Raw genomic sequence first — 25,621 nt, 5'->3', positions numbered from 1 at the left:
TTGATGTCTCGACTGTTCCATCGGGAAGGCGGGAGCGTCAATACCTGACGCTCCATCAGATATGGTTAGAGGATGCTGACCCCCGCCATCCAGCCGCCGTCGATGACGAACGGCTGGCCGGTGATGTACGAGGAGTCGTCGGCGGTCAGGAAGAGCGCCAGCTTGGCGATCTCCTCCGGCTGCCCCACCCGGCCCATCGGCACGACCCGCTTGTACAGCTCGGCCATCGCGTCCTTGGCCTCGTCGGTCATGTTGTCCGGGTCCAGCAGCCCGGGGTTGGCCATCGGGGTGTCCACGGCGCCCGGGCACATCGCGTTGACCCGGATCCCCTTGGCCGCCAGCTCCAGCGCGGCCACCCGGGTGAGGCCGAGGATGGCCGCCTTGGTCGCCGCGTAGGTGCCGACGTACGCCATGCCCGTCAGGCCGGTGTAGGAGGAGGTGTTGACGATCGTGCCGCCGCCGGCCGCCTCGATCTCCGGGGCCACCGACTTGATGCCGAGGAAGGCGCCGACCTGGTTGACCTGCACCACCTGCTGGAACTCCTCCAGCGGGGTCGAGGTCAGCTCGTTGAAGCGCAGGATGCCCGCGTTGTTGACGAGGCCGTTGACCGGGCCGAAGGCCTCCTTCGCCGCGGCGATCGCGGCCGCCCAGTCCTCCTCGCGGCTCACGTCCATCCGTACGTACCGGGCCCGGTCCTCGCCGATGTCCTTGGCCACGGCCGCGCCCTGCTCGTCCAGCACGTCGCCGAGCAGCACCTTGGCGCCCTCGGCGGCGAACAGGCGGGCCTCCTGCTCGCCCTGGCCGCGCGCCGCGCCGGTGATGATCACGACGCGCCCGTCCAGCTTGCCCATGGTGACGACTCCTAGTCGTTGAGGTGCGGCGCGACGTCGGCGCCGAAAGCGGTGATCTGGTCGACGAGTTCGGCGCGGTCGCGGCTGCGGAAGCGGACCTGGATCTGGTCCACGCCGAGGGTCTTGTACTCCCGCAGGGACTCGGCGAGCGCCTCCGCCTTGCCGGTCAGGGTGCGGCGGCCGGTGTCCCAGCCGGGCTCGCCGACGTACAGGGCCTCGCTGATCGCCCCGAACTCCATGGGGCCGGCGATCCCGGCCTGCGCGCGGAGCTCCTTGATACGGGCGATCTGCGCGGGCAGCTTGTCGCGCGGGTCGCCCTGCGGGAGCCAGCCGTCGCCGCGCAGGGCCGCGCGGCGCACGGCCGGTCCGGACGAGCCGCCGACCCAGACGGGGATCCGCTCCTGGGCGGGCCGGGGCAGCTGGCCGAGGTCCTTGAAGGAGAACCGCTCGCCCTCGAACTCGGGGTACTCCTCGGGGCCCAGCGCGGCCCGCAGCGCGTCCAGGGTCTCGTCGAGGACGGCGCCGCGGCGGGCGAAGTCCACGCCGAGCACCTCGAACTCCTCCTGGACGTGCCCGGCCCCGACCCCGAGGATCAGCCGGCCGCCGGAGAGGTGGTCGAGGGTGGCGTACTGCTTGGCACTGAGCAGCGGGTGGCGCAGGCCGAGGATCGCGACGTGGCTGAGGAGCCGGACGCGTTCGGTGACTCCGGCGAGGAAGGACAGGGTGGCCACCGGGTCGTACCAGATGGTGCTCATGGGGCCGGCGAGCCGGCGCGGGATGGCCACGTGGTCGCAGGTGGCCAGGTACCCGAAGCCGGCGCCGTCGGCGGCGCGGGCCACCTCGGCGAGATCGGCGGCGCCGGCCGTGGCCTCCCAGGGCTCGGCGTAGATGGTGCTCTGCGACTGGATCGGGAGCTGCATCCCGTAGACCAGCCGACCTTCCGGAAATACGCGCGCCATGCCGGGCCCGCCTCGCCTTCGTCTGCCGATTCGTCATATCGGTGCCGGGCCATCGTCGTAGCTGACGGTCCGTCAGGCAAGGGGGTGGACCGAACCCGGCGGGGACCCGCCGCCCGCGTCGCGACCCTGGCGTGATCCAACTCCCGCCCCTAGGGTGCGCGGATGGATCTGATGCTCACACTGGTCAGCGGGATCGCCTGGACGATCGTGTACGTGGAGGCCATCCGCGTCGGCCTGCGCGACCGCACGTACGCGATGCCCGTCGCCGCGCTCTCACTGAACTTCGCCTGGGAGTCGATCTACGCGGTCCGCGAGTTCACGGTCGGGATCTCCGCGCAGGGCGTGGTGAACGTGGTGTGGGCGGTGGCCGACGTGGTGATCGTCTGTACCTACCTGCGGTTCGGGAGGGCCGAACTGCCGCGGTTCGTGACCCGCCCGATGTTCGCCGGCTGGGCGGTGCTGGTGTTCGGCACCGGCTTCGCCGTACAGGGCCTGTTCCTCGCCCACTTCGGGGCGCACGACGCCACGCGCTACTCGGCGTTCCTCCAGAACCTGCTGATGTCCGGCCTGTTCATCGGCCTCTTCGCGGCCCGGCAGGGCCCGCGCGGACAGTCCCTGACCATCGCCGTCGCCAAATGGCTGGGCACCCTGGCCCCGACCCTGCTCTTCGGGGTGATCGAGGACGCGCCGTTCATCCTGGGCCTCGGGATCCTGTGCAGCGTCTTCGACCTGGTGTACATCGGACTGCTGCTCCAGGCCCGCCGCCGGGCGGTGTTGGTGCGGGGGAACGCCGGGCCCGATGACGTTCGCCTTGCCGAAGCGGCCCCATGACCGACCCGGCTTGACGGAGCCCGCCGGGCTCAGAAGCCCTCGGGGCCCATCGCGATGATCGGCTTCGCCGCGGGGTCGAGGGTCTCCAGGACCTTCTTCATGGCCTCCTTCGGGATGCCGACGCAGCCCTGCGAGGGGCCGTCGTGGTCCACGTGGAGCCAGATGTTGCCGCCCTTGCGCTCGCCCTCCGGCTTGGTGGCGTCCAGCGGAGAGGTGCCCGGCTTGCGGTTGAAGTCGATCGCGACGACGTAGTCGAAGGAGCCCGCCAGGGACTCCCCGTTCACCCCGCGGCCCGTCGCCACGAACGCGCCGTCCTTGTCGTACGGCAGCTTCGTGCCCGGCGGCTTCGGCAGCAGGCCGCCCGCGTCGGTCAGCGCGAAGACGCCCTGCGGGGAGGTCAGGTCGCCGTACGTGCGCTCCGTGGACCAGCCCTTGGCGCCGTTGCGCGCAGGCCAGCTCTCGGCCCGTACCCAGTCGGCGCCGGCCGCGGGCCGCGTGTACAAGGTGGCGGTGGACTCCGAGGAGTCCTTGGCCTTGCCCGTGACCAGGACGAGCTGGCGGGACTCGGCAGGGATCTTGGCCTTGGTCTGCTCGCTGATGCCGGTCAGGCCCTGGAGGGCGTCCCGGTGGGCGTCGCGCGCCGCGCGGTCCTCGCCCGGCGGGCGGGAGTCCGTCCGCGCCTGCGGCGGGGCCTGCGACTTGTCCGGGTCGGCGACGGCGTACACCCAGCCGGCCCCGAACGTCAGCAGGCCGAAGGCAGCCGCCAGCGCCACACGGCGCGTGGGGCGAGGCGTGCGGGAGCGGGCGCGGCGGTGCTTGCTCATTGAACCGACCGTACATCAGCCGATCTTCGATCCCGGTGTACCCGGGACGGTGCCCCGCCCGTCCGGCTGCGGGAAGCGGACCCGGACCGTCAGCCCGCCCCCCGGCTCCGCATTGGCCTCGGCGGCGAGCGATGCCCCGTGCGCCCGCGCGATGGCCGCGACGATCGAGAGCCCCAATCCTGCGCCCTCACCTGCGGTGTGCTGCCGTTCGGCCCGCCGTCGGAACGGCTCCAGGAGCCTCGGCACGTCCGCCGGATCGATCACCGGGCCGGTGTTGGACACCACCAGTTCCCCGTCTGCGGAGGTCGCGACGGTGATCCGGCCGCCCGCGCGGTTGTGACGTACTGCATTGGTCAACAGGTTCCGGACGAGGTGCCCGAGGAGGGCCCGGTCCCCCGTCACCGTCAGCGGCGCGAGGGTCCGTACGACGGTCGGCGCCTGCGGCGGGCCGGCCGCCGGGTCCGCCTCCGTCACCTCCTCCGTCACCTCCTCCGCCAGCTCCTCCGCCCGCTCCGCCGTCAGCGCCGCCAGGTCCACCGGCCCCGTCGATCCGGGCTCCAGGCCCTCCTGGGACACGGCGAGCAGCAGCAGGGACTCGACGAGCTGCTCGCCGGCATCCGCGACACCGATCAGCCGCTCCCGGATCCGGGCCACCTTCTGCGGCGACGGCTCCCCCGCCAGCCCGATCTCGACCGCGGCCCGCTGCACGGCCAGCGGGGTGCGCAGCTCGTGCGCCGCGTTCGCCGCGAACCGCCGCTGGGCGCAGACCAGATCCTCCATCCGCCCGAGCATCGCGTCGAAGGTGTCGGCCAGCTCCTTGAGCTCGCCGGGCGGAGCGTCGAGGGAGATCCGCTGGTCCAGGTTCTCTCCGGACAGCCGGCGCGCGGTCTCGGTGATCACGCCGACGGGGCGCAGCACCCGGCCGGCCATCCACCAGGCGAGCCAGATCGACAGCACGGCGAAGACGGCCAGCGCGAGGAGCGAGTACACCAGCATCCGGTGCTGGGTGGCCGTGGTGACGGCGTCGGAGAGGTCGCGGGTGTAGGCGTAGCTCTTGAGCTGCTCCTCGGTGGGCGCCTCGCCCGGGGGCAGCCGCTGCGCCGGTACGTAATCGCGGGCCGGCTCGGCCCACCAGCCCGGGGTGATGCCGGAGGCCGGCACGGCGAAGCCCGGGCTGACCGTGCGGACGGCCCCGTTGACGCTCGCGTAGAGGCCCTGGCCGACGAGGACGTAGACCAGTGCCACCAGGCCGCCGCCCGCGAGGAGCAGCAGCGAACCGTAGAGGGCGGTGAGGCGGCCGCGTTCGGTGCGCGGGAGCACCCGGAACCCCCGGGGCGGCTTCACGGGGCGGCGATCCGGTAGCCCGCGCCCGGCACGGTCTCGATCAGTGGCGGCTCGCCCAGCTTGGCGCGGAGCTTGCTGAGGGTGACGCGGACGGCGTTGGTGGAGTAGCTGGTGTCCTGCTCCCACACCTGCTCGATCAGGTCGTCGCTGCTGACCACGGCCCCCTCGGCGCGCAGCAGTGCCTCCAGCACGGCGAACTCCTTGCGGGACAGCGAGAGCCGGTGTCCGTCGCGGGTGGCGGTGCGGCGGGCCGTGTCGACGGCGGTTCCGGCGCGCTCCAGCACGGGCGGCAGGGCGGGGCGGGTGCGCCGGCCGAGGGCCAGGACACGGGCGAGGAGCTCGTCGTAGGCGAAGGGCTTGGTGAGGTAGTCGTCGGCGCCGAGACCGAGGCCCTCGACCCGGTCGCGCACGGTCCCGGAGGCCGTCAGCATCAGGACGCGGGTCGGCAGCCGCTCGCGCACCACCTGCCGGCAGACCTCGTCGCCGTGCAGGCCGGGCAGGTCGCGGTCGAGGACGAGGACGTCGTACGCGTCCAGCCGCAGGCGGCGCAGCGCCTCCAGGCCGTCGCCCGCCTCGTCGACGGCCAGGGCGTCGCGACGCAGCCCCTCGGCGATCATCTCCCGGAGGAATTCCTCGTCCTCCACCACCAGTACGCGCATGCGTCCTCTCTACCCGAGATCGACATTTCGCCGTTGTAAGGAAGGTGCGAGAGGGAAGCGAAACCCCCTTTCACCGCAGGCTCGGCACCATGAAGCGATCTCTGATCATGTCCACGGCCGCGGTCGTCACCGGGCTGACCCTGTTCGCCACCGCCTGCACGGAGGACGGCTCCTCGAAGGCGGACGGGAAGAAGGAGTCGGGCAAGGAGTCGAGCGGGGGAACCGATGCCGACAACGCCCTGAAGATGCGCCAGTGCCTGCGCGAGCACGGCATCGACGCCCCCGACCCGGAGCCCGGCCAGGACCCGCGCGGGATGACGCTGGGCGCCGGCGCCGACCCCCAGAAGATGCAGGAGGCCATGAAGGCCTGCGGGATGGACACCGGCCCGGGGAAGGAGCCGACGCAGGAGGAGAAGGACAAGGAACTGAAGTGGATCCGCTGCATGCGCGACAACGGCATCCAGCTGAAGGACCCCGAGTACAACGGGGGCGCGCGCAGCGGCATCGAGATACCCAAGGGCCAGGAGAAGGCCTTCCAGGACGCCGTGAAGAAGTGCGAAGCGGCCCGATGAGCCGCCGCTCCACGTGGGTGCTGGGCGCGCTGGCCGCCGCCCTGGCCGTATCGGGCGGCGGGTACGCCGTCATCGCGCAGCCGCAGCGGGACGACGCCGCGCGGGAACGCCGCGCGGACGGGCTGCCGCCGGCGACGGCCCCGGTCCAGCGCGGCGACCTCAGCTCGGGCCTCCAGGTGGAGGGCACCCTCGGCTTCGCGCAGGAGCGCAAGCTGAACGCGAGCGGGCCGGGCGTGCTGACGTGGATCGCGGGCGAGGGCTCGGCGGTCGAGCGGGACGGGAAGCTCTACGAGGTCAACGGGCGGGCGGTGCGGCTGATGTACGGGGCCGTGCCCATGTACCGGCCGCTGAAGGCCGGGGACAAGGGCGAGGACGTCAAGCAGCTCAAGCGCAACCTCCAGGCGCTGGGCTACGGAACCGGGCTCGACCCGCAGGACGGCACCTTCACGGCGGGTACGGCGACGGCGGTCAAGCGGTGGCAGAAGGCGCACAAGACCGCGGAGACGGGCGAGGTCGCCAAGGAGGACATCGCCTTCGCCTCCGGGCCCCAGCGGGTACGCAAGAACGACGCGGCGGTCGGTGACGAGCCCGGGCCGGGCAAGGCGGTGCTCACGGTGACCGGCACCGAGCGGATCGTCCGCTTCCAGCTGGAGACGGCGAAGGCGGCCGCGGCGAAGACCGGCGAGCCGGTCACCGTACGGCTGCCGGGAGGGACCACCGCCACCGGGAAGATCGACTCGGTGGGCGGCGCCGCCGACGCGGGCGACGGGAACGAGGGCAACGGCGGGGGCGGAGCGGGCGGTGGAGCCGGCGGGGACGGGAAGGCCAAGGTCGAGGTGTCCGTCGCCTTCGACAAGCCCGCCGAGGTCAACGCCCCGGACCAGTCCCCGGTGAGCGTCGGCCTGACCGGCGAGACCCGCAAGGGCGTGCTCTCCGTACCGGTCAACGCCCTGCTCGCGCTCGCGGGCGGGGGCTTCGGCGTCCAGGTGGTGGAGGACGGCCGGGCCCGTGACGTGAAGGTCGAACTGGGCATGTTCGGAAGCGGCCGGGTCGAGGTGACCGGCGACGCCCTCAAGGAGGGCATGCGGGTCGGGATACCGAAGCTGTGACGGACACCGGGACGGCGCCCGCGGTCGTCGAACTGACCGGGGTCGCCAAGGAGTACGCGGGCGGGGTCACCGCCCTGCGCGGGGTCGACCTGACCGTCCGCAGCGGCGAACTGCTCGCCATCGTCGGCCCGTCGGGCTCGGGCAAGTCCACCCTGCTGCACATCGTCGGCACGCTGGACCGGCCCACGGCCGGCGGCGTCCGGATCGCCGGCCACGACATCGCGACCCTGTCGGACCGCGCGCTCTCGGCGCTGCGCTCCCGGCACGTCGGCTTCGTCTTCCAGTCCTTCCACCTGGTGCCGGGCATCAGCGCCCGGGCGAACGTGGCCGAGGGCCTGCTGTACTCCGGCCTCTCGCGCGCCGAGCGCGGCCGCCGGGCGGCCCGCGCCCTGGAACGCGTAGGCCTCGGGGACCGGATGGACCACCGGCCGCACGAACTGTCCGGCGGGCAGAAGCAGCGCGTGGCCATCGCCCGGGCGGTGGCGGGCGAGCCGGACCTGCTGCTGGCCGACGAGCCGACGGGCGCGCTGGACACGGCCTCCGGGGAATCGGTGATGGAGCTGCTGCACGAGCTGAACGCGGGCGGGGACGGGGCCACCATCGCCGTGATCACCCACGACAACGAGATCGCGGCGAGCCTGCCGCGGCAGGTGAGGATCCGGGACGGGGAGATCGTGGCGGACGTACGGAACACGGCGGAGGTGCGGTCATGAGCGGTACGCGCACCCGCACCCGCACCCGGAAGCTGACCCCGCCGAGGCTGTCCCCCCGGGACGTCCTGCACGTCGGGTCGGCGGGCCTGCGCTCGCGCCCGATGCGGGTGTTCCTGTCCGCGCTCGGCATCGCCATCGGCATCGCGACGATGATCGCGGTGGTCGGGATCTCCTCCTCCAGCCAGGCCAAGCTGCTGCGCGAACTCGACGCGCTCGGCACCAACATGCTGGTCGCGACGCCCGGCCAGGGCATGTTCACCGGGCAGGACACCAAGCTGCCCAAGGACTCCCCCGGCATGATCTCCCGCATCGAGGGCGTCGAGTCGGTCGGCACCACCGGTGACGTCCCCGAGTCCGTCCGCCGGTCGGAGAACATCCCGAAGGAGGAGACCGGCGGGATCGTGCTGAAGGCCGCCAAGGACGATCTGCTGGGCACCCTGCGCGCGAGGACGGGCAGCGGCACCTGGCTCAACGAGGCCACCGGGCGCTACCCCTCCGTGGTCCTCGGCAACGTGTCCGCGCGCCGCCTCGGCATCACGGAGCCGGGCCGGCAGGTGTTCATCGGCGGCCGGTACTTCACGGTGATCGGCATCCTGGAGCCGATCCCGCTGGCTCCGGAGATAGAGCGGTCCGCGCTGATCGGATGGGACGCGGCACAGCGGCTGCTGGGCTTCGACGGGCACCCGACGGCGGTCTACGAGCGCTCGGCGGACGACCGGGTCGCGGAGGTCAGGAAGCTGATCGCCCCGACGGCCAACCCGCAGACCCCGAGCGCGATCTCGGTCACCGACCCCTCGGCCGCCCTCCAGGCGAAGGCGGCCACCGAGGGTGCCTTCAGCACGCTGCTGCTGGGCCTGGGCGGGATCGCCCTGCTGGTGGGCGGGGTCGGGGTCGCCAACACCATGATCATCTCGGTGCTGGAGCGGCGGCACGAGATCGGCCTTCGCCGCTCTCTGGGCGGCACCAAGGGCCAGATCCGGATCCAGTTCGTCACGGAGTCCCTGCTGCTGTCCGGACTCGGCGGCCTGGCGGGCATCGCCCTGGGCGGCGCGGCCACCGCGGTCTACGCGCGGGCCGGCGACCTCCCCTGGGTGGTCCCCCTGTGGGCGGTGACCGGCGGCTTCGCGGCCACCCTGGCCATCGGCACGCTGGCCGGCCTCTATCCGGCGGTGCGCGCGGCCCGGATGTCTCCGACACTGGCGCTGGCGGCGGCGTAGGGGGTGGGCGCGAGGGACGAACCGGCTGCCCCGCGCCCACCCACCGGCGTACGCTTCTCCGATGCGAACTCCACGTCACGCGGCACGCGTTGTCATCCTCTCCCCCCAGGGGTCGGTGTTCCTCTTCCGCGAGGACAACGTGGAGGTGGGCATCCACTGGCTGCCGCCGGGCGGCGGCATCGACCCGGGCGAGAGCCCCGAGGACTGCGTACGGCGCGAGTTGCGCGAGGAGACCGGGTGGACCGACCTGGAGCCCGAGCGCCTGCTGTGCACCTGGGAGCACGACTTCACGCACCAGGGGATCCCGGTGCGCCAGCACGAGCACGTCTACCTCGCCAGGGGCCCGCACCGCGAACCGGTCCTGGAATACCCGGGCATCCACTGGCAGTGGCTCTCCCCGGAACGCCTGGCCACCCTCGGCGAACCGCTGTGGCCCCCGCGCCTCCCGGACCTGCTGGCCGCCGGCGCCCCGACGGATCCGGTCCACCTGGGCCTGCTCGCCTGAGCCGGCACCTCAGCGGCCCGTCGCCTCAGCGGCCCGTCGCCTTGGCGTACAGCGAGGCGGCGTACTCCCCGAGGACGGTGCTGGTCGACACGTCGTCTGTGTCGCCGCCCGTGAGGACGCCGACTATCTTCCCGTCGCCGGCGATCCACGCGCTGCCGCTGGTGCCGCCGGGGAAGTCGGCGCAGTCGAAGCGCTGTTCGGTCGCGCTCAGCCGGACCGCGACCGCCGTGCAGGTACGCGGAACCTTGCGGTCGGCGGGATACCCGGTGACGGTCACCTCCTCGGCCGTGCGCCCGCTCGTATCGAGGGCGGCCGCGCCGGTCACGTCCTCGATGTTGCGCCCCTTGCCGTCGGGGGCGAGGCGGGCGAAGGCGAGGTCGTAGGCGTCGTCCGTGCCCTCGGCCCAGCGCTCGTCCTCGAAGACCTGCTCGATCCTCCACGTGCCGTACGGGGCGAACCCGTTGGCGTAGGCGGGCACGAAGACGGCCCCGTCCTCACCGCCCGCGTGGACCCCGGCGAGCAGACAGTGCCCGGCGGTGACGACGAGGTTCTTCCCCGGACTGCTCACGACGGTCGCGGTGCAGAAGTGGTCCCCGTCCAGCCCGCCCGTGAACAGGGCCCCGGTGAAGGCTGCCGGGCCGCCCGGCTTGGGGGTCACCGGTGCGGGCAGGGGCGCGGTGAGCTGGGGCTTGGGCGAAGCTTGCGAACGCGACGAGGCCGTCGGCGAGGCAGTCGGCGCAGCCTTCGCCCGCACGGCCGGAGCCCCCTCGGGCGGCGCCAGCTTGGCCACCGCAGCGGACGCCCCCAGCGCCGCGACGGCGCACAGCACCACCGTCACCACGTTCCGCCTGTCCACCGGCATGATGATCCTCCCGCTTTGCCCCGGCGAAGCATGCCTCGGGGGCGGGCGCGGGTGCAAGGCCGGCGGCGCGGGCCGGCGGCGGCCCGGACCTCAGTCGGCCTCGCCGCGCGGCACGACCCAGCGCATCGGCTGTCCGGTGACCTTGGCGATCATGTCGTAGTCGCCGTCGTAGTGGAGGACGGTGGCGCCGTGCCGTTCGGCTGTCGCCGCAATGATGAGGTCAGGGAGGGACACGGCCTTCCAGTTCCCCACCTCGATGAGCTTCCGCTGCACCTCCAACGCCCGGTCCCAGGTCTCGTCGGGGGTGGGGAGCCAGTCGAAGGCCGCCATTCCCTTGCGGACCCGGTCCGCGTCGGACTTGGACCGGGCGCTGTACATCACCTCCAGCTCCACAGCTCCGCACACCGCCAGCACTCCCGCCACGTGGAGCGGGAACACAACCTTGTGCACGGCCGGCTTGGGGTAGCGCGCCAGCGCGGACTTGTCGATGAGGAAGCGCTCGGTCATGCCGCCCTGTCCTGCATGTGCTCCGTCGCGACCTCAGGCTCGACGGCCGCCGGGGCGGATTCCTCAACCGGGCCGGTCAGATCAGGCAGCCCGCCCTCGGCGATCCAGTTCAGGAATTCCTCCCGATCGCGGCGCTTGACCACGTCCTCAAGGGCCGCGTTCACGGTAGCCACCTTCGTCTTCGTACCGAAGATCTTGGCGGCCTCAGCCAGCAGGGCGTCGTCGACGTCGATCACGGTTCTGGCCATGGCGACCCTCCTCAGCGAGGGGCCACCCGGCCCCTGTCCACTTAAACGATATCAAGATCGACGTCAAGGGATATCGTTTCCGCAGGCTCGATCCTCCGTACGAAACGAAGCCCCGGCCGCCCGTCCACCTCCATCTCGGCCACGGCAACGAACCCCGTACGGGCCAGCACGGCGCGCGAGCCGGCGTTGTCGACGGTCGTCACGGCCCACAGCTCGCCGAGCCCGTACTCCGCGGCGGCCAGCTCGCACACCTCCCGCACGGCCGCCGTGGCCAGCCCCTTCCCCGCGGCCTTCTCGGCGATGCGGTAGCCGAGCTCGGCCGAGCCGTCCGCGACGTCGATCAGGTTGGCCCGCCCCACCACCGCACCGTCGTCACCCACCAGCAGGTGGAAGAGGCACGTCCCCTCGGCCTGCTCGGCCAGCAGATCGCGGTGCCGCTCGGCGAAGTGCGCGAAGTAGTGGTCACCTCGGTCCGGGACCGAGGCCGCGAAGTAGGCGCGGTTCTCCCGCTCGAACTCAAGGAGAGCCGGGGCGTGGTCGGCGCGAAGCCGTTCGAGTCGAGGCATGCGCCGACATTAAGTGGCCGGCTCCGAGAATCCTCCGTCGCGCCGGCAGCTTGATCAACCCTGGAAGGGTTTCCGGACAACCGTACGGAAACCTCTTGCCTAATGGTCAAGAAGTGTTGACCATTAGGCGCATGCCCACCGATGATCTTCCCGAGACCTTCCACGTCACCACTGACGAGCAGCTGCGCGCCGTCTCCAACCTCACGCGTCACCGGATCATGGCCGTGCTCCGCTTCGAACCGGCGACGATCACACAGATCGCCGCACGGGTGGGACTGGCGAAGGGCAGTTCCAGCTATCACGTGCGGCTGCTGGAGCGGGCCGGCCTGGTGAAGGTGGTTCGGACGCGGAAGGTGCGGGGGGTCAACGAGCGGTACTACGCGATGGCCGCGCGGTCGATCGTGCTGCCGGATCCGGGCGAGGGAGGGCCGGACATGCTGATGAGGCATGCGGTGGCGGACCTGGAGGCGGCGCCGGCGGACGGCGAGCGGCACGTGGGGATGGCGCATCTGCGGCTCACCGACGAGCAGTTCGCGGAGCTGGGGGCGCGGCTGGAGGCATTGGCCCACGAGTACCGGAAATTGTCCGATCCGTCGCTGCCGGACGCGTCGCTCGTCTTCGCACTGTTCCACCCGGCACGCCGCGACCAGTCCGAAGGGGACGCCAAGTGACCTCAGAGATGAAGAAGTTGCCGTCCGGGTTCGGACGGCTGTGGACCGCGCAGACGGTGTCCTCGCTCGGTGACGGGGTGACGCATGCCGCACTGCCGCTGATCGCGTTGACGCTGACCCGGGATCCGATGGCGCTCGCCGTCGTCACCGCCGCCGGCACACTGCCGTGGCTGCTCTTCGGGGTGCTCGGCGGTGCGCTGGTGGACCGCTGGGACCGCCGGCGCACGATGTGGGTCGCGGACGCGGGACGCGCGGCGCTGCTCGCGATACCGGTGGCAGCGGCCGCGCTCGACGTGCTGAGCATTCCGCTGCTCGCGGCCGTCGCCTTCCTGCTCGGCCTCGGCGGACTCTTCTTCGACACGGCCGCCACGGCCTATCTGCCGGATCTGCTCGGCCGCGACCCCGCGCTCCTGGAGCGCGCCAACTCCCGCCTGCGCGGCGCCCAGACCGCCGCGTCCGGCTTCGCCGGGCCGCCCGCGGGCAGTGCGCTGCTCGCGCTCGGGCGGGCGGTTCCGCTGCTCGCCGACGCGGTGTCGTTCGCAGTCTCCGCACTGCTCGTACGGTCGCTGCCCGCCGTGCCCCGGCCCGCACCGCAGGCCCGCGAGTCGCTGCTGCGGCAGGCGCGGGCAGGGGCCTCGTACGTCTTCCGGGACCGGCTGCTGCTCGGGCTCGCACTCCGTCCGGCGGTCGGAAACATCGCCTTCATCGCCGTGGAGACCGTGCTCGCCCTCTTCGCGCACGACCGCCTCGGCATCGACACCTTCGGCTTCGGCCTGCTCCTCACGGCGGAAGCCACCGGCGGCCTGCTCGGCGCGGGCATCGCTTCCTTCCTCGGCCGACGACTCGGCACCGGCACCGCGCTGACCTGCACGGCCGCGGTCGAGGGACTGGCCATCCTGGGGCTTGCCACCGCCCAGAATCCGTACGTGGCCGGTCTCGCGCTCGCCGTCTGCGGGGCGGGCATGGGCGCCACGATGGTGCTCGCCCCCTCCCTCCGGCAGGCGATCGTCCCGGCCCACCTGATGGGCCGGGTCGCCTCCACTTCCCGCATGCTCGCCATGTGCGCCGCCCCGTTCGGCGCCTTCCTCGGCGGCTGGCTGGCCACCACGTACGACATACGCACCCCGCTCTACGCCGCCGCCGGCCTCCTCCTCACCATGACCGCCGTCACGGCGACCATGACCAGCAACCGCCGGGTCGAGGCAGCACTGCGTGGCGCTGCCCCGACCGGCGGTCCAGGACACCCGGAATCCAAGGATCCCGTTCAGCAGGGTGCACCCGAATCGTTGTGACACCTTCGCGGAAAGTGTCACGAAAGCTTCGGGGCGGGGGTCGACCGGCGGGTCGTCATCAGTGCCGGCGCCACAAGCGCGACCCCCTCATCCGCTGCCGGGCCGCCGCGCCCAGGGAGATCCCCCACACCAGGAACAGCCCGTACCAGAACAGCCCCCATGCGGCCTGCGGGTGGGCGTCCCCGGCGGCGAAGGACGGGGCCGAGACCACGCGGCCCGCGGCCAGCAGGTACTGCATCGCGAAGTAGGTGAAGCCCCAGAGGGTCATGCCGATCGCGGCGATCCCCGCCGGGATCGCGATCAGGCCCGCCGGGATGCGGCGGCCCCAAGGGCGGACCAGGGCAAGGGCGAGCACCGCCCCGAGGGCCGCCACCCCGCCCATCACCCAGTAGCCGATCGCGGCCTCCAGGTTGCCGTGCGGGGCCGTGGCGAAGTCGCCGGGGAACATCGCCGCGACGCCGGCGCCCCACCAGAAGTGCGGGGCCGCGTACCCCAGGGCCGCCGCCGCGGCGGTATAGGCGGCCCATACGGTCCGGCGGGCGGGGCGTGCGTTCGCGGTCAGGGTCGTCATCGGATGCTCCAGCGGGCTCGGGTGCGAGTGGCGGTCCCGGTGTCCCCCGCCTTGCGTCCAAGCCTCGCCGCCCGGGCCCCGCCCCCGAATCCGGCGGCCGCACGATCCGGCACTCCCCCGTCCGGGGGAGCCCGCTCCACCTCAGGTGCCGAACCGGCCCACGTCGTACGGCTGCTCACGTGCGGACGCACCGCACGTGAGCAGCGGGGCCGGCCACTGCCTCAGGCGCCCGGACCCGCCCACAGCCCGTCCGGCGTCAGCCCGAGCAGATCGATGGCGTTGCCGCGCACGATGCGGTCCACCACGTCCGGGGCCAGGTGCCCCATCTGTGCCTCGCCGACCTCGCGGGACTTCGGCCAAGTGGAGTCCGAGTGGGGGTAGTCGGTCTCGTAGAGGACGTTGGCGACGCCGATGGAGTCGAGGTTCTTGAGCCCGAAGGCGTCGTCGAAGAAGCAGCCGAAGACGTGCTCGGCGAAGAGCTCCGCCGGCGGCCGCAGGACCTTGTCCGCGACGCCGCCCCAGCCGCGGTTCTCCTCCCAGACCACGTTCGCGCGTTCCAGGATGTACGGGATCCAGCCGATCTGACCCTCGGCGTACATGATCTTCAGGTTCGGGAAGCGTTCGAACTTGCCGCTCATCAGCCAGTCGACCATCGAGAAGCAGCAGTTGGCGAAGGTGATGGTGGAGCCGACCGCCGGCGGGGCGTCCGCGGAGGTCGACGGCATCCGCGAGGAGGAGCCGATGTGCATGGCGATGACCGTGCCGGTCTCGTTGCACGCCTCCAGGAAGGGGTCCCACTCGTCGGTGTGGATGGACGGGAGGCCCAGGTGCGGGGGTATCTCGGAGAAGGCGACGGCGCGCACGCCGCGGGCGGCGTTGCGGCGGACCTCGGCGGCGGCGAGGCGCGCGTCCCACAGGGGGATCAGGGTGAGGGGGATCAAGCGGCCCCGGGCATCGGGCCCGCACCACTCCTCCACCATCCAGTCGTTGTACGCCCGCACGCCGAGCAGCCCCAGCTCGCGGTCCTTGGCCTCGGTGAAGGTCTGGCCGCAGAAGCGCGGGAAGGTGGGGAAGCAGAGCGCCGACTGGACGTGGTTGACGTCCATGTCCGCGAGACGGTCGGGAACCGAAAAGGACCCCGGGCGCATCTGCTCGTAGGTGATGACTTCCAGTTTGATCTCGTCCCGGTCGTATCCGACGGCCGTGTCGAGGCGGGTGAGCGGCCGGTGCAGGTCCTCGTACACCCACCAGTCGCCGATCGGGCCGTCGTCGCCCTTGGCTCCCATGACGGGGGCGAACTTGCCGCCGAGGAAGGTCATTTCCTTCAGGGGGGCGCGGACGACGCGGGGGCCGATGTCCTTGTACTTGGACGGGAGCCGGTCCCGCCAGACGTGGGGGGGCTCCACCGTGTGGTCGTCCACCGAGATGATCTTCGGGAAGGTCTCCATGGCTCATACGGTAGCGCTGATCTGACGAACCGTCAGCTAGTTGGGAGCCGATGGCTCCGGGACGGGCTGACGTGTACGCGCAACACAGGGCAGACTGACCCTTACACCGACGGAAGGCAGGGGGACGACAGATGGACGGAGTACCGGCCATCCCGCACCCACGGCAGCACCCCGAGGCCCTTGCGGCTGCCGCCGCACCCGAACCGGGACCCGGACCCGGGACCACCGCACTCCCGGCCCAAGGGCCCGCCCCTCGCTCCGCCGCCGCATGCCCGGCAGGCACGGAAACCGGGGCCGCACCCACCGGTTCCGACGGGGTCGGGTGTGTGTCGGGGCGCTCCCCGCAGGACGCCGAACTGGGCCGCCCTCGGCCCTCCGACCCCTGGAAACGTTCGGCGTCCGAGGAGACGCCCCGGCGCGCGCCCGGCCCCGGCGGAACCGGCCCCACCGCGCGCGCCCCCGGGGCCCCCGCCGCAGGTGCCGGCACCGGCACCGCACCCAAGGCCGACCCGAGCGCCGCAGGCACCGGCACCGGCACCGGCACCGGACCGGAAACCGAAACCGCCACGAGCGCCGCAGGCGGGGCGCGGTTCGCCGTGCTCGGGCCCATCCGGGCCTGGCGTGGGTCCGAGAACCTGCCCTCCGGCACTCCCCAGCAGCGCGCCCTGCTCGCCGCGCTGCTGCTGCGCGGCGGCCGCACCGCCACCGCGCCCGAGCTCATCGACGCCATCTGGGGCGAGGACCCGCCGCAGCAGGCCCTCGCCACCATACGGACGTACGCCTCCCGGCTGCGCAAGGTCCTCGACCCCGGGCTGCTCGTCTCCGAGTCCGGCGGGTACGCCATCCGCCTGCGCTCCGCCGCCACCCTCGACCTCGGCGTGGCCCGCAGCCTCGCCGACGACGCCGAGGCGGCCCGCGAAGCCGGCGACCGCGCCCTCGCCCGTACGCTGCTGGCCCGGGCACTCGACCTGTGGGACGGCGAACCCCTCGCCGGAGTCCCCGGCCCGCATGCGGAGACCGAGCGGATCCGGCTCGCCGAATGGCGCCTCCAGCTGCTGGAGACCCGGCTCGACCTCGACCTGGAGGTCGGCCACCACGCCGAGGCCGTCTCCGAGTTGACCGCCCTCACGGCCGCCCACCCGCTGCGCGAACGCCTCCGCGAGCTGCTGATGCTCGCCCTCTACCGCAGCGGCCGGCAGGCCGAGGCCCTCGCCGTGTACGCCGACACCCGCCGCCTCCTCGCCGACGAGCTCGGCGTCGACCCGCGCCCCGAACTGGCCGCCCTCCAGCAGCGCATCCTGAACGCCGACGCCGACCTGGCGCGCGCCGAGGACCCGGCGCCGGCCGCCGCCCCGGCCCTCGTACGGCCCGCCCAACTGCCCGCGACCGTCGCCGACTTCACGGGCCGCGCCGGCTTCGTCGAGGAGCTCGGCGCCGTCCTGGCCGACGGCGCGCGCGGCCAGGTCATGGCCGTCTCCGCGCTCGCCGGCATCGGCGGCGTCGGCAAGACCACCCTCGCCGTGCACGTCGCGCACGCCGCCCGCCGGCACTTCCCCGACGGACAGCTCTACGTCGACCTCCAGGGCACCGAACCGCGCCCCGCCGAGCCCGTAGCCGTCCTCGGCTCCTTCCTGCGCGCCCTCGGCACCCCCGACACCGCCATCCCCGACTCCGCCGCCGAGCGGTCCGCGCTCTACCGTTCCGCCCTCGACGGCCGCCGGATCCTGGTGCTGCTCGACAACGCCCGCGACGCCGCCCAGGTTCGGCCGCTGCTGCCCGGCACCGCCGGCTGCGCCACCCTCGTCACGAGCCGGGTCCGCATGGCGGGCCTCGCCGGGGCCCATCTCGTCGACCTCGACGTGATGAGCCCCGAGGAGGCCCTCCAGCTGTTCACCCGGATCGTCGGCGAGGAACGCGTGCGCGCCGAACGCCAGGCCGCCCTCGACGTGGTCGGCGCCTGCGGCTTCCTGCCGCTCGCCATCCGCATCGCCGCCTCCCGCCTCGCCGCCCGCCGCACCTGGACCGTCTCCGTCCTCGCCGCGAAACTCGCCGACGAACGCCGCCGCCTCGACGAGCTCCAGGCGGGCGACCTCGCCGTCAAAGCCACCTTCGAGCTCGGCTACGGCCAGCTGGAGCCGGCCCAGCAGCGTGCCTTCCGCCTCCTCGGCCTGGCCGACGGCCCCGATATCTCCCTCGCCGCCGCGGCCGCCGCGCTCGACCTCCCCGAGCACGACACCGAGGACCTCCTGGAGGCCCTGGTCGACTGCTCCCTCCTCGAATCCGCCGCTCCCGGCCGCTACCGCTTCCACGACCTCGTACGGCTCTACGCGCGTGCGTGTGCGGAACGCGACGAGCAGCCCCCCAGCGGGCGCGAGGCAACCCTGGACCGGCTGCTGGACTTCTACCTGGCCACCGCCTCCCGGGTCTACGCCCTGGAACGCCCCGGCGACCGGCTCCCCGCCCACCTCTCCGACACCCACTACCCCGGGCTGGACTTCGCCGACTCGCGCGCGGCCCTGGACTGGCTGTACTCCGAGGCCGACCCGCTGCTGGCGTGCGTACGGCAGGCCTCCGTACGGGGCGGCGAGACACCGGTGCTGCGCCGGGCCGTGGACCTGCTGTGGGCGGCGAAGGACCTGGCCGAGTCCGGGGCCAACTCCAAGCAGTACGAGTCGGCCGCCCTCGCCCTGCGCGACGCCGCCCAGGCCGCGAAGGACCCGTACGCCGAGGGCCGGGCCCGCACCACCCTCACCAACGTCCACCTCGTCGCGGGCCGTTTCGCCGAGGCCGACGACGAGGCCCGCCAGGCCACGGCCCTGGCCCGGGAGGCCGGAGACCCGCTGCCCAGCTGCTGGGCGCCCAACGACCGCGGGATCATCGCCCTCTACGAGGGTCGCTACAGCGACGGCGAGCGCTACCTGCTGGAGGCCATCGCGAACTTCCGCGCCGACGCCAACTACGTCGGCGAGGCCAGCGCCCTGTGCAACCTCTCCCGGATCCACGTGGAGCTCGGCCGGCTCACCAGCGCCATCGACCTCGCCCAGCAGGGCATCGCCATCTACGACCGGATGGGCCTCACCCTGCGCCTGGCCAACGGCCGCTACGCGCTGGGCATCGCCCTCACCCAGGCCGGGCTGACCACGGAGGCCCTGGCCCAACTGACCGACGCCCTGGCCCTGTTCCACGACAACCGCCAGCCCCTGTGGGAGGGCATCACCCACTTCAGGCTGGCGGAGGTACACCTGTCGGCCGGGCGGGCCACGCTGGCGGCGGCGCACGCCGAACAGGCCGTCGCGCTGCGCGTGATGGGTGGCGAGTGGCGCCGGGCGTGCGTCCTGATGGTCCTCGGGCGGGCACTGCGGCGGCTGGGGCAGCGGGACCGGGCGCGGGTCTGCTGGCGGGACGCGGAGGCGGTCTTCGCGCAGCTTGGCTCGTCCGAACTGGCCGAGGTGCGTGCGCTCTTGGCGGCCGAGATCGCGGCATGAGCCGCCTTGGGTCGCCCCGAACCGCCCTGACCTGCGCGATCACACGGTGAACGAGACGTTCATCGTTCGTTTATCGCCTCGGGTCATCGTAAGTGCATCGACTCGTCGCGTCGGGGGACACACGGGTCGGCAGGACAACCCGTTCGGCGATCCGCGGGGGAATCGCCGAACGGGTCCGACCCACCATCAGGAGTGCGCGATGACGACGAACGAGAACATCCTGCCGGGCGACGGCGACATCAAGCCGTTCGACAACCACGCCACGGGCATCGAGATCAAGCCGCTCGACAACCACGCCACGGGCGAACCGCTCACCGTGACACCGGACGCTGCCGCTGCGGCGGCCGCGGCCGCGGCGGACGAGGAGATCGTGACGCTCGACAACCACGCGACCGGCACCCTGCCCTAGTAGCGGCAGCGGTACCGGCGGCACCGAACCACGGGGGACCCACGGGGGGTACGGGGGTACTGGGGGCCCGACGGGGGGGTACGGGGGTACGGGGGACGGGGGCTGCGATGGCCCGGAGGGGGAGCCATCGCAGCCGCCGTATTTTTGCGTCCGCGTCCGGAGGCAGCGGTCAGCCGCGCTGGAGCAGTCGCTCCACTCCGCGCGCGGCCTCCAGCAGGGCCGGTGCGAGCCGCTCCAGTTCCTCCCGCGTGGTCACGGACGTGGCGCCGGCCAGGCCGAGCCCGCCCACCGGGCGGCCCTCGCGGTCGAAGACGGGCGTACCGAGGCAGCGCACGGCCGGCTCGTGCCCGCCGTCGTCCACCGCGTAGCCCCGGGCCCGTACGTCGTCCAGCTCGGCGGTGAGCCGCTCCCGCTCGGCGGCTCCGACGAGGGCCTCGGCCCGCTGCGGCGGCAGGTGCGCGAGCACGGCCCTGCCGATGGCGGTGGAACGCACCGCCATCCGCACGCCGGTGCGCGAGCCCGTCCGGAAGGGCAGACCGCTCTCCATCGTGCGGATGCAGGTGAGCGCGTCGCCGTCGAGCAGAGCGAGGTGCACGGCCTGGCCGGTGCTCCTCCGGAGGAACTCCAGCAGCTCCACGATGCCCTCGGTGCGGTCGGTGGCCACCTGCGCGGACAGCGAGCGCAGCCGCAGGCCGATGCCGTAGCCGCCGCTGCCGTCGGTGACGGCGTAACCCTGCTCGACCAGCGAGGAGAGGATCCGGTAGGCACTGGACTTGGCGACCCCGGAGCCGGCCGCCAACTCGGCGAGCCGGTGCGGCCCGCCGGGGGCGCCGACGACCTCCAGGATCCGCAGGGTCTTCTCCAGCGCGCTGCCGGTGTCTGTCGCTCCCACCACTCGGTTCCCCACGATCGGCACAGTGTCCAGTTCACCGTACGTCACGAGATGCCCGTTTTGAGAAAGGCCGAAAGTCCCGGGATCCCCGCCAAGGGCCCCGCGATCATTACGCTGGGGACGATGTTCTCCTCCCACGGGCCGAGCGTCCGCGAACTCGCCGCGCAGGCCCTCACCTCGGTCGAGCGGGGCTACGACCTGCTCGCGCCGAAGTTCGACCACACGCCGTTCCGCACCCCGGACCGGATGCTCGACGCCGTGGAGGAGACCCTCGCCCAGCGGGAGGGTTCCTTCGGGGCCGGGCTGGACGTCTGCTGCGGTACGGGCGCCGCGATCGGCATGCTGCGGCGGCTGTGCCGGGAGCGGGTCACCGGCGTGGACCTCAGCGCGGGCATGCTGGCCGAGGCCGAGCGGACCCACGGGGCCGAGGGCCGGGCCGTGGCCGGCGACCGGGACGGCGCCGCGCGCGTGGACTTCGTACGGGCCGACGCGCGGGAGCTGCCGGACGCGCTCGGGGACTTCTACGACCTGGCCGTCAGCTTCGGCGCCTTCGGGCACTTCCTGCCGGCGGAGCGGCCCGCCCTCTTCTCCGGGGTGCACCGCGCGCTGCGCCCCGGCGGGCTCTTCGCCTTCCCGATCGGCGCGCCGATCCCGCCGAGCTCACCGCTGTGGTGGGCGGTGGCGGGCTTCGACGCGGCGATGCGGGTGCGCAACGCGGTGTGGCGGCCGCCCTTCGTGATGTACTACCGGACCTTCCCGCTGAGCGGGGTCCGGGAGGACCTGCGGGCGGCCGGCTTCACGGTGGAGACGGTGCCGCTGGAGCAGTTCGGGCGGCAGGACGGCGGGGCGCCGCGCTGGCGACTCGTCCTGGCCCGCCGCCCGCTCGCGCCCTAACGCTCGCGGAGCTCGCGCTTGAGGACCTTGCCGCTCGCGTTGCGCGGCAGCTCGCCGACGAACTCCACCGTGCGCGGCACCTTGTAGTTGGCCATCTCCCGCCTCGACCAGGCGATCAGGTCGTCGGCGGTGAGGGTGGAGCCGGGGCGCCGCACGGCGTACGCCTTGCCGACCTCGCCGAGGCGCGGGTCGGGGACGCCGACGACGGCGACGTCCGCGATGTCCGGGTGGAGGCCGATGAGCTGTTCTATCTCGGCGGGGTAGGCGTTGAAGCCGCCGACGATGAACATGTCCTTGATCCGGTCGGTGATGCGCAGGTTGCCGTCCGCGTCCTTGAAGCCGACGTCGCCGGTGTGCAGCCAGCCCTGTGGGTCGATCGTCTTCGCGGTCTCCTCGGGGTCCTCGAAGTAGCCCTGCATGACGTTGTACCCGCGGACGAGGATCTCGCCGACCCGGCCGACCGGCTGCGGGTTCCCGTCGGAGTCCGCGATCGTCACCTCGGTGTCGGGGATGGCCCGCCCCGAGGTCTCGGCGATGACCTGCGCCGGGTCCCCCTGCCTGCACATGGTGACGATGCCGCCGGCCTCGGAGAGGCCGTAGGCGGTCAGCACGGTGGCGATGCGCAGTTCGCTGCGGAGCCGTTCGACGAGCCGGAGCGGGACCACGGCCGCGCCGGTGACGACCAGGCGCAGCGCGGAGAGGTCGTGGTGGTCGCGCTGCGGGTGGTCGAGGAGCGACTGGTGGAGGGTGGGCGGCCCGGGGAGTACGGAGATCCGCTCGGCGGCGACATTGGCGAGGACGGTGTCCACGTTGAAGACGGGCTGCGGGACCATCGTGGCGCCGCGCATCAGGCAGGCGATGATCCCCGCCTTGTAGCCGAAGGTGTGGAAGAAGGGGTTCACGATCAGGTAGCGGTCGCCCTCGCGCAGTCCGGCGAGCTCGCTCCACACCTCGTAGCAGCGCAGGGTCTGGGCGTGGGTGATGACGGCGCCCTTGGGGCTGCCGGTGGTGCCCGAGGTGAAGATGATGTCGGAGGGCGCGTCGGGCCGGATCGCTTCCGCGCGCTCGCGGACGGCCTCGGGCGTCACCGGGTCCCCGCCGGCGAGGAAGTCCTTCCAGGTGCGGAAGGACTCGGGGGCGTCCTCGGCGAGGACCACGACCTGCTCCAGGTGCGGCAGCCCGGGCAGCGGACCGTCGCCGGGGCCCTCGGCGGCGGCGCGGCGCAGCGAGGCGACGTAGGAGGTGCCGAGGAAGGTGCCGGTGACGAACAGCAGCTTCGCGCGGCTGCTCCGCAGTACGTACGCCGCTTCCGCGCCCTTGAAACGGGTGTTGAGCGGGACGAGCACCGCGCCGGCCGAGACGGCGCCGAGCGCGGAGACGATCCACTCCAGGGTGTTGGGGGCCCAGACGGCGACCCGGTCGCCGGGCTCGACCCCGGCGGCCATGCAGGCGGCCGCGGCGCGTTCGACGCGCTCGCCGAGCTGGGCGTAGTCGATCCTGACGCGGCCGTCGACGACGGCCTCGCGGTCCGCGTAGCGTACGGCTGCCGCCCGGACGAGCCCGGCGATGCTGCCCCAGCGCAGGTCTGCGCGTACGCCTTCGCGTACGTCCTCGCGCCGGCCCTCGATCGCGCCCTGCCGCCCGTCGTCGCGCCCGTCGTCGCCCATGCGTGTCACCCTCCCGCGAACCCAGTAGCTGACTATCCGTCAGATTAGCTGTAGCCTTCGCCGCTGTCAGTACTGGTGCACCCCTCACCCCGGAGGTGGCGATGGCGGCAACGCTCAAGGACGCTACGGCGATAGTCGGCATCGGGCAGACCGCCTTTGCCAAACAACTGCCGCAAACCGAGAAGGAACTGGCCTGCCGGGCCATCCTCGCGGCCCTCGACGACGCGGGCATCGACCCCTCCGAGGTCGACGCCTTCTCCTCCTTCACCATGGAGGAGACCGACGAGGTCGAGGTCGCCAAGTCCATCGGCGCCGGCGACGTCACCTTCTTCTCCAAGATCGGCTACGGCGGCGGCGGCTCCTGCGCCACCGTCGGCCACCTCGCCGCCGCCGTCGCCACCGGCCAGGCCACCGTCGGCGTCGCCTGGCGCTCCCGCAAACGCGGCTCGGGCCCCCGGCCCTGGAAGAACACCGCCGTCCAGCTGCCCACCCCCGGCCAGTGGACCCGCCCCTTCGGGCTGCTGCGCCCCGCCGACGAGATCGGCATGCTGGCCCGCCGCTACATGCACGAGTACGGGGCCACCCGCGAGCACCTCTTCAACGTGGCGATGGCCTGCCGCAACCGGGCCAACGAGAACCCGGCCGCGATGATGTACGAGCGCCCGCTGACCCGCGAGATGTACATGACCGCCCGCATGATCAGCGAGCCGCTCTGCCTCTTCGACAACTGCCTGGAGACCGACGGCGCCCTCGCCTGCGTGATCGTCTCCGCCGAGCGGGCCCGGGACTGCCGGCAGAAGCCCGTCTACGTGCACTCCGCCGCCCAGGGCCTGCCCTCGCAGCACCACGGCATGGTCAACTACTGGAACGAGGACCCGCTGACCGGCCCCGCCTGGACGGCCGCCCGACACCTGTGGAAGCAGGCCGACTTCGGCCCTCAGGACGTGGACGTCGCCCAGATCTACGACGCCTTCACCCCGCTGATCCCCCTCTCCCTGGAGGGCTACGGCTTCTGCGGGCGCGGCGAGGGCGCCGCCTTCACCGAGGGCGGGGCCCTGGAGATCGGCGGCCGGCTGCCCATCAACACCGGGGGCGGCGGCCTCTCGGAGGCCTACGTACACGGCTTCAACCTGATCAACGAGGGCGTCAAGCAGCTGCGCGGCGTCTCCACCGCCCAGGTGCCCGACGCCGCGACCTGCCTGGTGACGGCGGGCGAGGGTGTCCCCACGTCCGCGATCCTGCTGAGGAGCTGAGCCGGCCATGACCACATCCGTACCCGCACCCGCCGCCCCCACGCCCGCGGACGGCCTGCTCCTGCCCGTCCCCGACGAGGACGGCGCACCCTTCTGGGAGTACACCGCCAAGGGCGAACTCCGCGTCCAGGCCTGCACCGCATGCGGAGAGCTCCGCTTCCCGCCCCGCCCCTGCTGCCCGCACTGCCGGTCCTTCGACAGCGAGTGGCGCCTGATGAGCGGCCGGGGCCGGATCTGGTCCTACGTACGGCCGCACCCGCCGCTGCTGCCCGCGTACGCGGCGCAGGCCCCGTACAACGTGATCCTCGTGGAGCTCGCCGAAGCCCCGCGCATCCGGCTCGCCGGGAACCTGGTGACCTCCGCCGACGCCCCGCTCGACTCGGTGGACCCGGCCAGGCTGCGCATCGGCGCGCGGGTCCAGGTGGCCTTCACGGCGATCGGCGGGGTGGCCGTGCCGCGCTGGATCCTGGAGAAGGCATGACGCTGCGGGTGGAGCGCGACAAGGCCACCGGGGTCGCGGTCGTCACCCTGGACCGGGAACGCAGGCACAATGCCATCGACCTGGAGACGGCCGCCGAACTGACGGAGGTGTGGCGGGAGTTCCGCTTCGCCGAGGACGTACGGGCGGTGGTGCTGACGGGCGCCGGTACGGCCGCCTTCTGCACGGGCGTCGATCGCGGTGTCGAGGTGCCGCAGCCCGCATCCCCGTACTCGATCGACGACCCGCTGGTCGCGATCGGCCCGAAGGCGGGCGACCTGTGGAAGCCGGTGGTCGCCGCCGTCAACGGCATGGCTTGCGGCGGGGCCTTCTACCTGCTGGGCGAGTCGGAGTTCCTCATCGCGTCCTCGTCGGCGACGTTCTTCGACCCGCACACCACGTACGGGATGGTCAGCGCCTACGAGGCCGTCTACATGGCGCAGCGCATGCCCTTCGGCGAGGCCGCCCGGATGTCCCTGATGGGCACGGCCGAACGGCTCTCGGCGGCGCGGGCGTACGAGATCGGGCTCGTCTCGGAGCTGACCGAGCCCGGGGAGCTCCTCCCGGCGGCGCTGCGGGCGGCGGAAACCCTGGCCGGCTTCCCGACGGAGGCCGTGCAGGGCACCGTACGGGCCCTGTGGTCGGCGAAGCAGTCCGCGCTCCAGCAGGCCCTCTCCCACGCCCCGGCGCTCATCTCGCTGGGAAACCTGACGCCGGAACGGCAGGCGGAGCTGTTCGGATCCCGGCGACCGGGCACGGAGTTCAGGCTGCGCTGACCGGGCGCGGCCGCCGTA

27 protein-coding genes are annotated in these 25,621 nt (G+C 72.8%); 14 read left to right on the top strand and 13 right to left on the bottom strand.

All coding sequences use genetic code 11. The annotated features are described in order from the left end of the window. Positions 1-65: 65 nt before the first annotated feature. Both OG625_RS22660 and OG625_RS22655 read right to left on the bottom strand, forming a co-directional pair. Positions 66-851, bottom strand: coding sequence for an SDR family NAD(P)-dependent oxidoreductase (locus OG625_RS22660; RefSeq protein WP_329384128.1), 786 nt, complete (start codon positions 849-851; stop codon positions 66-68). 11 nt (positions 852-862) lie between these two features. Continuing rightward, positions 863-1,810, bottom strand: a complete 948-nt coding sequence (locus OG625_RS22655) for an LLM class F420-dependent oxidoreductase (RefSeq protein WP_329384125.1) — start codon at positions 1,808-1,810, stop codon at positions 863-865. Positions 1,811-1,972: 162 nt separating this feature from the next. On the opposite strand from OG625_RS22655, the gene OG625_RS22650 reads away from it, so the two are divergent. Further along, entirely contained in the window at positions 1,973-2,641 is a 669-nt protein-coding gene (locus tag OG625_RS22650) for a transmembrane-type terpene cyclase (protein ID WP_329384122.1), read from the top strand. 29 nt (positions 2,642-2,670) lie between these two features. Here OG625_RS22650 and OG625_RS22645 read toward each other — a convergent pair whose 3' ends face one another. From OG625_RS22645 to OG625_RS22635, 3 genes are read right to left on the bottom strand one after another with little or no spacing between them, the layout of a single operon-like run. Continuing rightward, the gene (locus OG625_RS22645) at positions 2,671-3,465 is read right to left on the bottom strand and encodes a hypothetical protein (RefSeq protein WP_329384119.1); all 795 of its coding nucleotides are present in this window, start codon (positions 3,463-3,465) and stop codon (positions 2,671-2,673) included. Positions 3,466-3,480: 15 nt separating this feature from the next. Next, positions 3,481-4,809 carry an ATP-binding protein gene (locus tag OG625_RS22640; protein ID WP_329384116.1) on the bottom strand — a complete coding sequence of 443 codons (1,329 nt, stop codon included), beginning with the start codon at positions 4,807-4,809 and terminating at the stop codon, positions 3,481-3,483. Continuing rightward, the gene (locus OG625_RS22635; RefSeq protein WP_329384114.1) at positions 4,806-5,468 is read right to left on the bottom strand and encodes a response regulator transcription factor; all 663 of its coding nucleotides are present in this window, start codon (positions 5,466-5,468) and stop codon (positions 4,806-4,808) included. The genes OG625_RS22640 and OG625_RS22635 overlap by 4 nt, the downstream gene beginning before the upstream one ends. Positions 5,469-5,557: 89 nt before the next feature. Between OG625_RS22635 and OG625_RS22630 the strand changes: the two genes are divergently transcribed. From OG625_RS22630 to OG625_RS22610, 5 genes are all read left to right on the top strand, one after another. After that, on the top strand, positions 5,558-6,040 hold the full coding sequence (locus OG625_RS22630) for a hypothetical protein (protein ID WP_329384111.1): 483 nt from the start codon (positions 5,558-5,560) through the stop codon (positions 6,038-6,040). Next, the gene (locus OG625_RS22625) at positions 6,037-7,149 is read left to right on the top strand and encodes a peptidoglycan-binding protein (protein ID WP_329384106.1); all 1,113 of its coding nucleotides are present in this window, start codon (positions 6,037-6,039) and stop codon (positions 7,147-7,149) included. Before OG625_RS22630 ends, OG625_RS22625 begins: the two co-directional genes overlap by 4 nt. Continuing rightward, positions 7,146-7,862: an ABC transporter ATP-binding protein gene (locus tag OG625_RS22620; RefSeq protein ID WP_329384103.1), complete on the top strand. Its 717-nt coding sequence runs from the start codon at positions 7,146-7,148 to the stop codon at positions 7,860-7,862. The genes OG625_RS22625 and OG625_RS22620 overlap by 4 nt, the downstream gene beginning before the upstream one ends. Continuing rightward, positions 7,859-9,079 carry an ABC transporter permease gene (locus OG625_RS22615; RefSeq protein ID WP_329384101.1) on the top strand — a complete coding sequence of 407 codons (1,221 nt, stop codon included), beginning with the start codon at positions 7,859-7,861 and terminating at the stop codon, positions 9,077-9,079. The genes OG625_RS22620 and OG625_RS22615 overlap by 4 nt, the downstream gene beginning before the upstream one ends. A gap of 61 nt (positions 9,080-9,140) precedes the next feature. Beyond that, a complete protein-coding gene (locus OG625_RS22610; protein WP_329384098.1) occupies positions 9,141-9,584 on the top strand; it encodes an NUDIX hydrolase in 444 nt (147 codons plus the stop codon). Between the two features lie 25 nt (positions 9,585-9,609). Here the strand turns inward: OG625_RS22610 and OG625_RS22605 are convergent, their stop codons facing one another. The 4 genes from OG625_RS22605 to OG625_RS22590 form a co-directional block, all read right to left on the bottom strand. Next, entirely contained in the window at positions 9,610-10,440 is an 831-nt protein-coding gene (locus OG625_RS22605; protein ID WP_329384094.1) for a trypsin-like serine peptidase, read from the bottom strand. A 96-nt stretch (positions 10,441-10,536) separates the two neighbouring features. Further along, complete coding sequence (locus tag OG625_RS22600; protein WP_329384093.1) at positions 10,537-10,953, bottom strand: PIN domain nuclease; 417 nt, start codon at positions 10,951-10,953, stop codon at positions 10,537-10,539. Further along, entirely contained in the window at positions 10,950-11,201 is a 252-nt protein-coding gene (locus OG625_RS22595; protein WP_329384089.1) for a type II toxin-antitoxin system VapB family antitoxin, read from the bottom strand. Before OG625_RS22595 ends, OG625_RS22600 begins: the two co-directional genes overlap by 4 nt. A 41-nt stretch (positions 11,202-11,242) precedes the next feature. Then, a complete protein-coding gene (locus tag OG625_RS22590) occupies positions 11,243-11,767 on the bottom strand; it encodes a GNAT family N-acetyltransferase (protein WP_329384086.1) in 525 nt (174 codons plus the stop codon). A 131-nt stretch (positions 11,768-11,898) separates the two neighbouring features. On the opposite strand from OG625_RS22590, the gene OG625_RS22585 reads away from it, so the two are divergent. Together OG625_RS22585 and OG625_RS22580 are read left to right on the top strand one after the other, a co-directional pair. Further along, positions 11,899-12,438: an ArsR/SmtB family transcription factor gene (locus OG625_RS22585; protein WP_329384084.1), complete on the top strand. Its 540-nt coding sequence runs from the start codon at positions 11,899-11,901 to the stop codon at positions 12,436-12,438. Between the two features lie 17 nt (positions 12,439-12,455). Then, the gene (locus OG625_RS22580; protein WP_443067899.1) at positions 12,456-13,730 is read left to right on the top strand and encodes an MFS transporter; all 1,275 of its coding nucleotides are present in this window, start codon (positions 12,456-12,458) and stop codon (positions 13,728-13,730) included. 58 nt (positions 13,731-13,788) lie between these two features. Here OG625_RS22580 and OG625_RS22575 read toward each other — a convergent pair whose 3' ends face one another. After that, positions 13,789-14,301, bottom strand: coding sequence for a DUF3995 domain-containing protein (locus tag OG625_RS22575; protein WP_329384078.1), 513 nt, complete (start codon positions 14,299-14,301; stop codon positions 13,789-13,791). A 221-nt stretch (positions 14,302-14,522) separates the two neighbouring features. After that, positions 14,523-15,749: an amidohydrolase family protein gene (locus tag OG625_RS22570; protein ID WP_329384075.1), complete on the bottom strand. Its 1,227-nt coding sequence runs from the start codon at positions 15,747-15,749 to the stop codon at positions 14,523-14,525. A 326-nt stretch (positions 15,750-16,075) separates the two neighbouring features. On the opposite strand from OG625_RS22570, the gene OG625_RS22565 reads away from it, so the two are divergent. After that, positions 16,076-19,234, top strand: a complete 3,159-nt coding sequence (locus OG625_RS22565; RefSeq protein ID WP_329384072.1) for an AfsR/SARP family transcriptional regulator — start codon at positions 16,076-16,078, stop codon at positions 19,232-19,234. Between the two features lie 199 nt (positions 19,235-19,433). Continuing rightward, positions 19,434-19,643, top strand: a complete 210-nt coding sequence (locus OG625_RS22560) for a hypothetical protein (protein ID WP_329384069.1) — start codon at positions 19,434-19,436, stop codon at positions 19,641-19,643. 169 nt (positions 19,644-19,812) lie between these two features. On the opposite strand, the gene OG625_RS22555 is transcribed toward OG625_RS22560, so the two are convergent. Beyond that, positions 19,813-20,535, bottom strand: coding sequence for an IclR family transcriptional regulator (locus OG625_RS22555; protein ID WP_329384067.1), 723 nt, complete (start codon positions 20,533-20,535; stop codon positions 19,813-19,815). 123 nt (positions 20,536-20,658) lie between these two features. On the opposite strand from OG625_RS22555, the gene OG625_RS22550 reads away from it, so the two are divergent. Next, on the top strand, positions 20,659-21,429 hold the full coding sequence (locus tag OG625_RS22550; RefSeq protein ID WP_329384064.1) for a class I SAM-dependent methyltransferase: 771 nt from the start codon (positions 20,659-20,661) through the stop codon (positions 21,427-21,429). On the opposite strand, the gene OG625_RS22545 is transcribed toward OG625_RS22550, so the two are convergent. Beyond that, on the bottom strand, positions 21,426-23,096 hold the full coding sequence (locus OG625_RS22545) for a FadD3 family acyl-CoA ligase (protein ID WP_329384061.1): 1,671 nt from the start codon (positions 23,094-23,096) through the stop codon (positions 21,426-21,428). The two genes, OG625_RS22550 and OG625_RS22545, sit on opposite strands and share 4 nt — an antisense overlap. A 101-nt stretch (positions 23,097-23,197) precedes the next feature. Here OG625_RS22545 and OG625_RS22540 point away from each other — a divergent pair, with 101 nt between their 5' ends. The 3 genes from OG625_RS22540 to OG625_RS22530 are packed head-to-tail and all read left to right on the top strand — an operon-like array spanning position 23,198 to position 25,603. After that, positions 23,198-24,349, top strand: coding sequence for a lipid-transfer protein (locus OG625_RS22540; RefSeq protein ID WP_329384058.1), 1,152 nt, complete (start codon positions 23,198-23,200; stop codon positions 24,347-24,349). Positions 24,350-24,356: 7 nt separating this feature from the next. Beyond that, a complete protein-coding gene (locus tag OG625_RS22535; RefSeq protein WP_329384055.1) occupies positions 24,357-24,830 on the top strand; it encodes a Zn-ribbon domain-containing OB-fold protein in 474 nt (157 codons plus the stop codon). Next, a complete protein-coding gene (locus OG625_RS22530; protein WP_329384051.1) occupies positions 24,827-25,603 on the top strand; it encodes an enoyl-CoA hydratase/isomerase family protein in 777 nt (258 codons plus the stop codon). Before OG625_RS22535 ends, OG625_RS22530 begins: the two co-directional genes overlap by 4 nt. The last annotated feature ends 18 nt before the right edge of the window (positions 25,604-25,621 follow it).

Source organism: Streptomyces sp. NBC_01351, assembly GCF_036237315.1.
Taxonomy (GTDB): domain Bacteria; phylum Actinomycetota; class Actinomycetes; order Streptomycetales; family Streptomycetaceae; genus Streptomyces.
The sequence above is the reverse complement of the archived record's forward strand: the minus strand, read 5'-3'. Positions and strand labels throughout refer to the sequence as shown.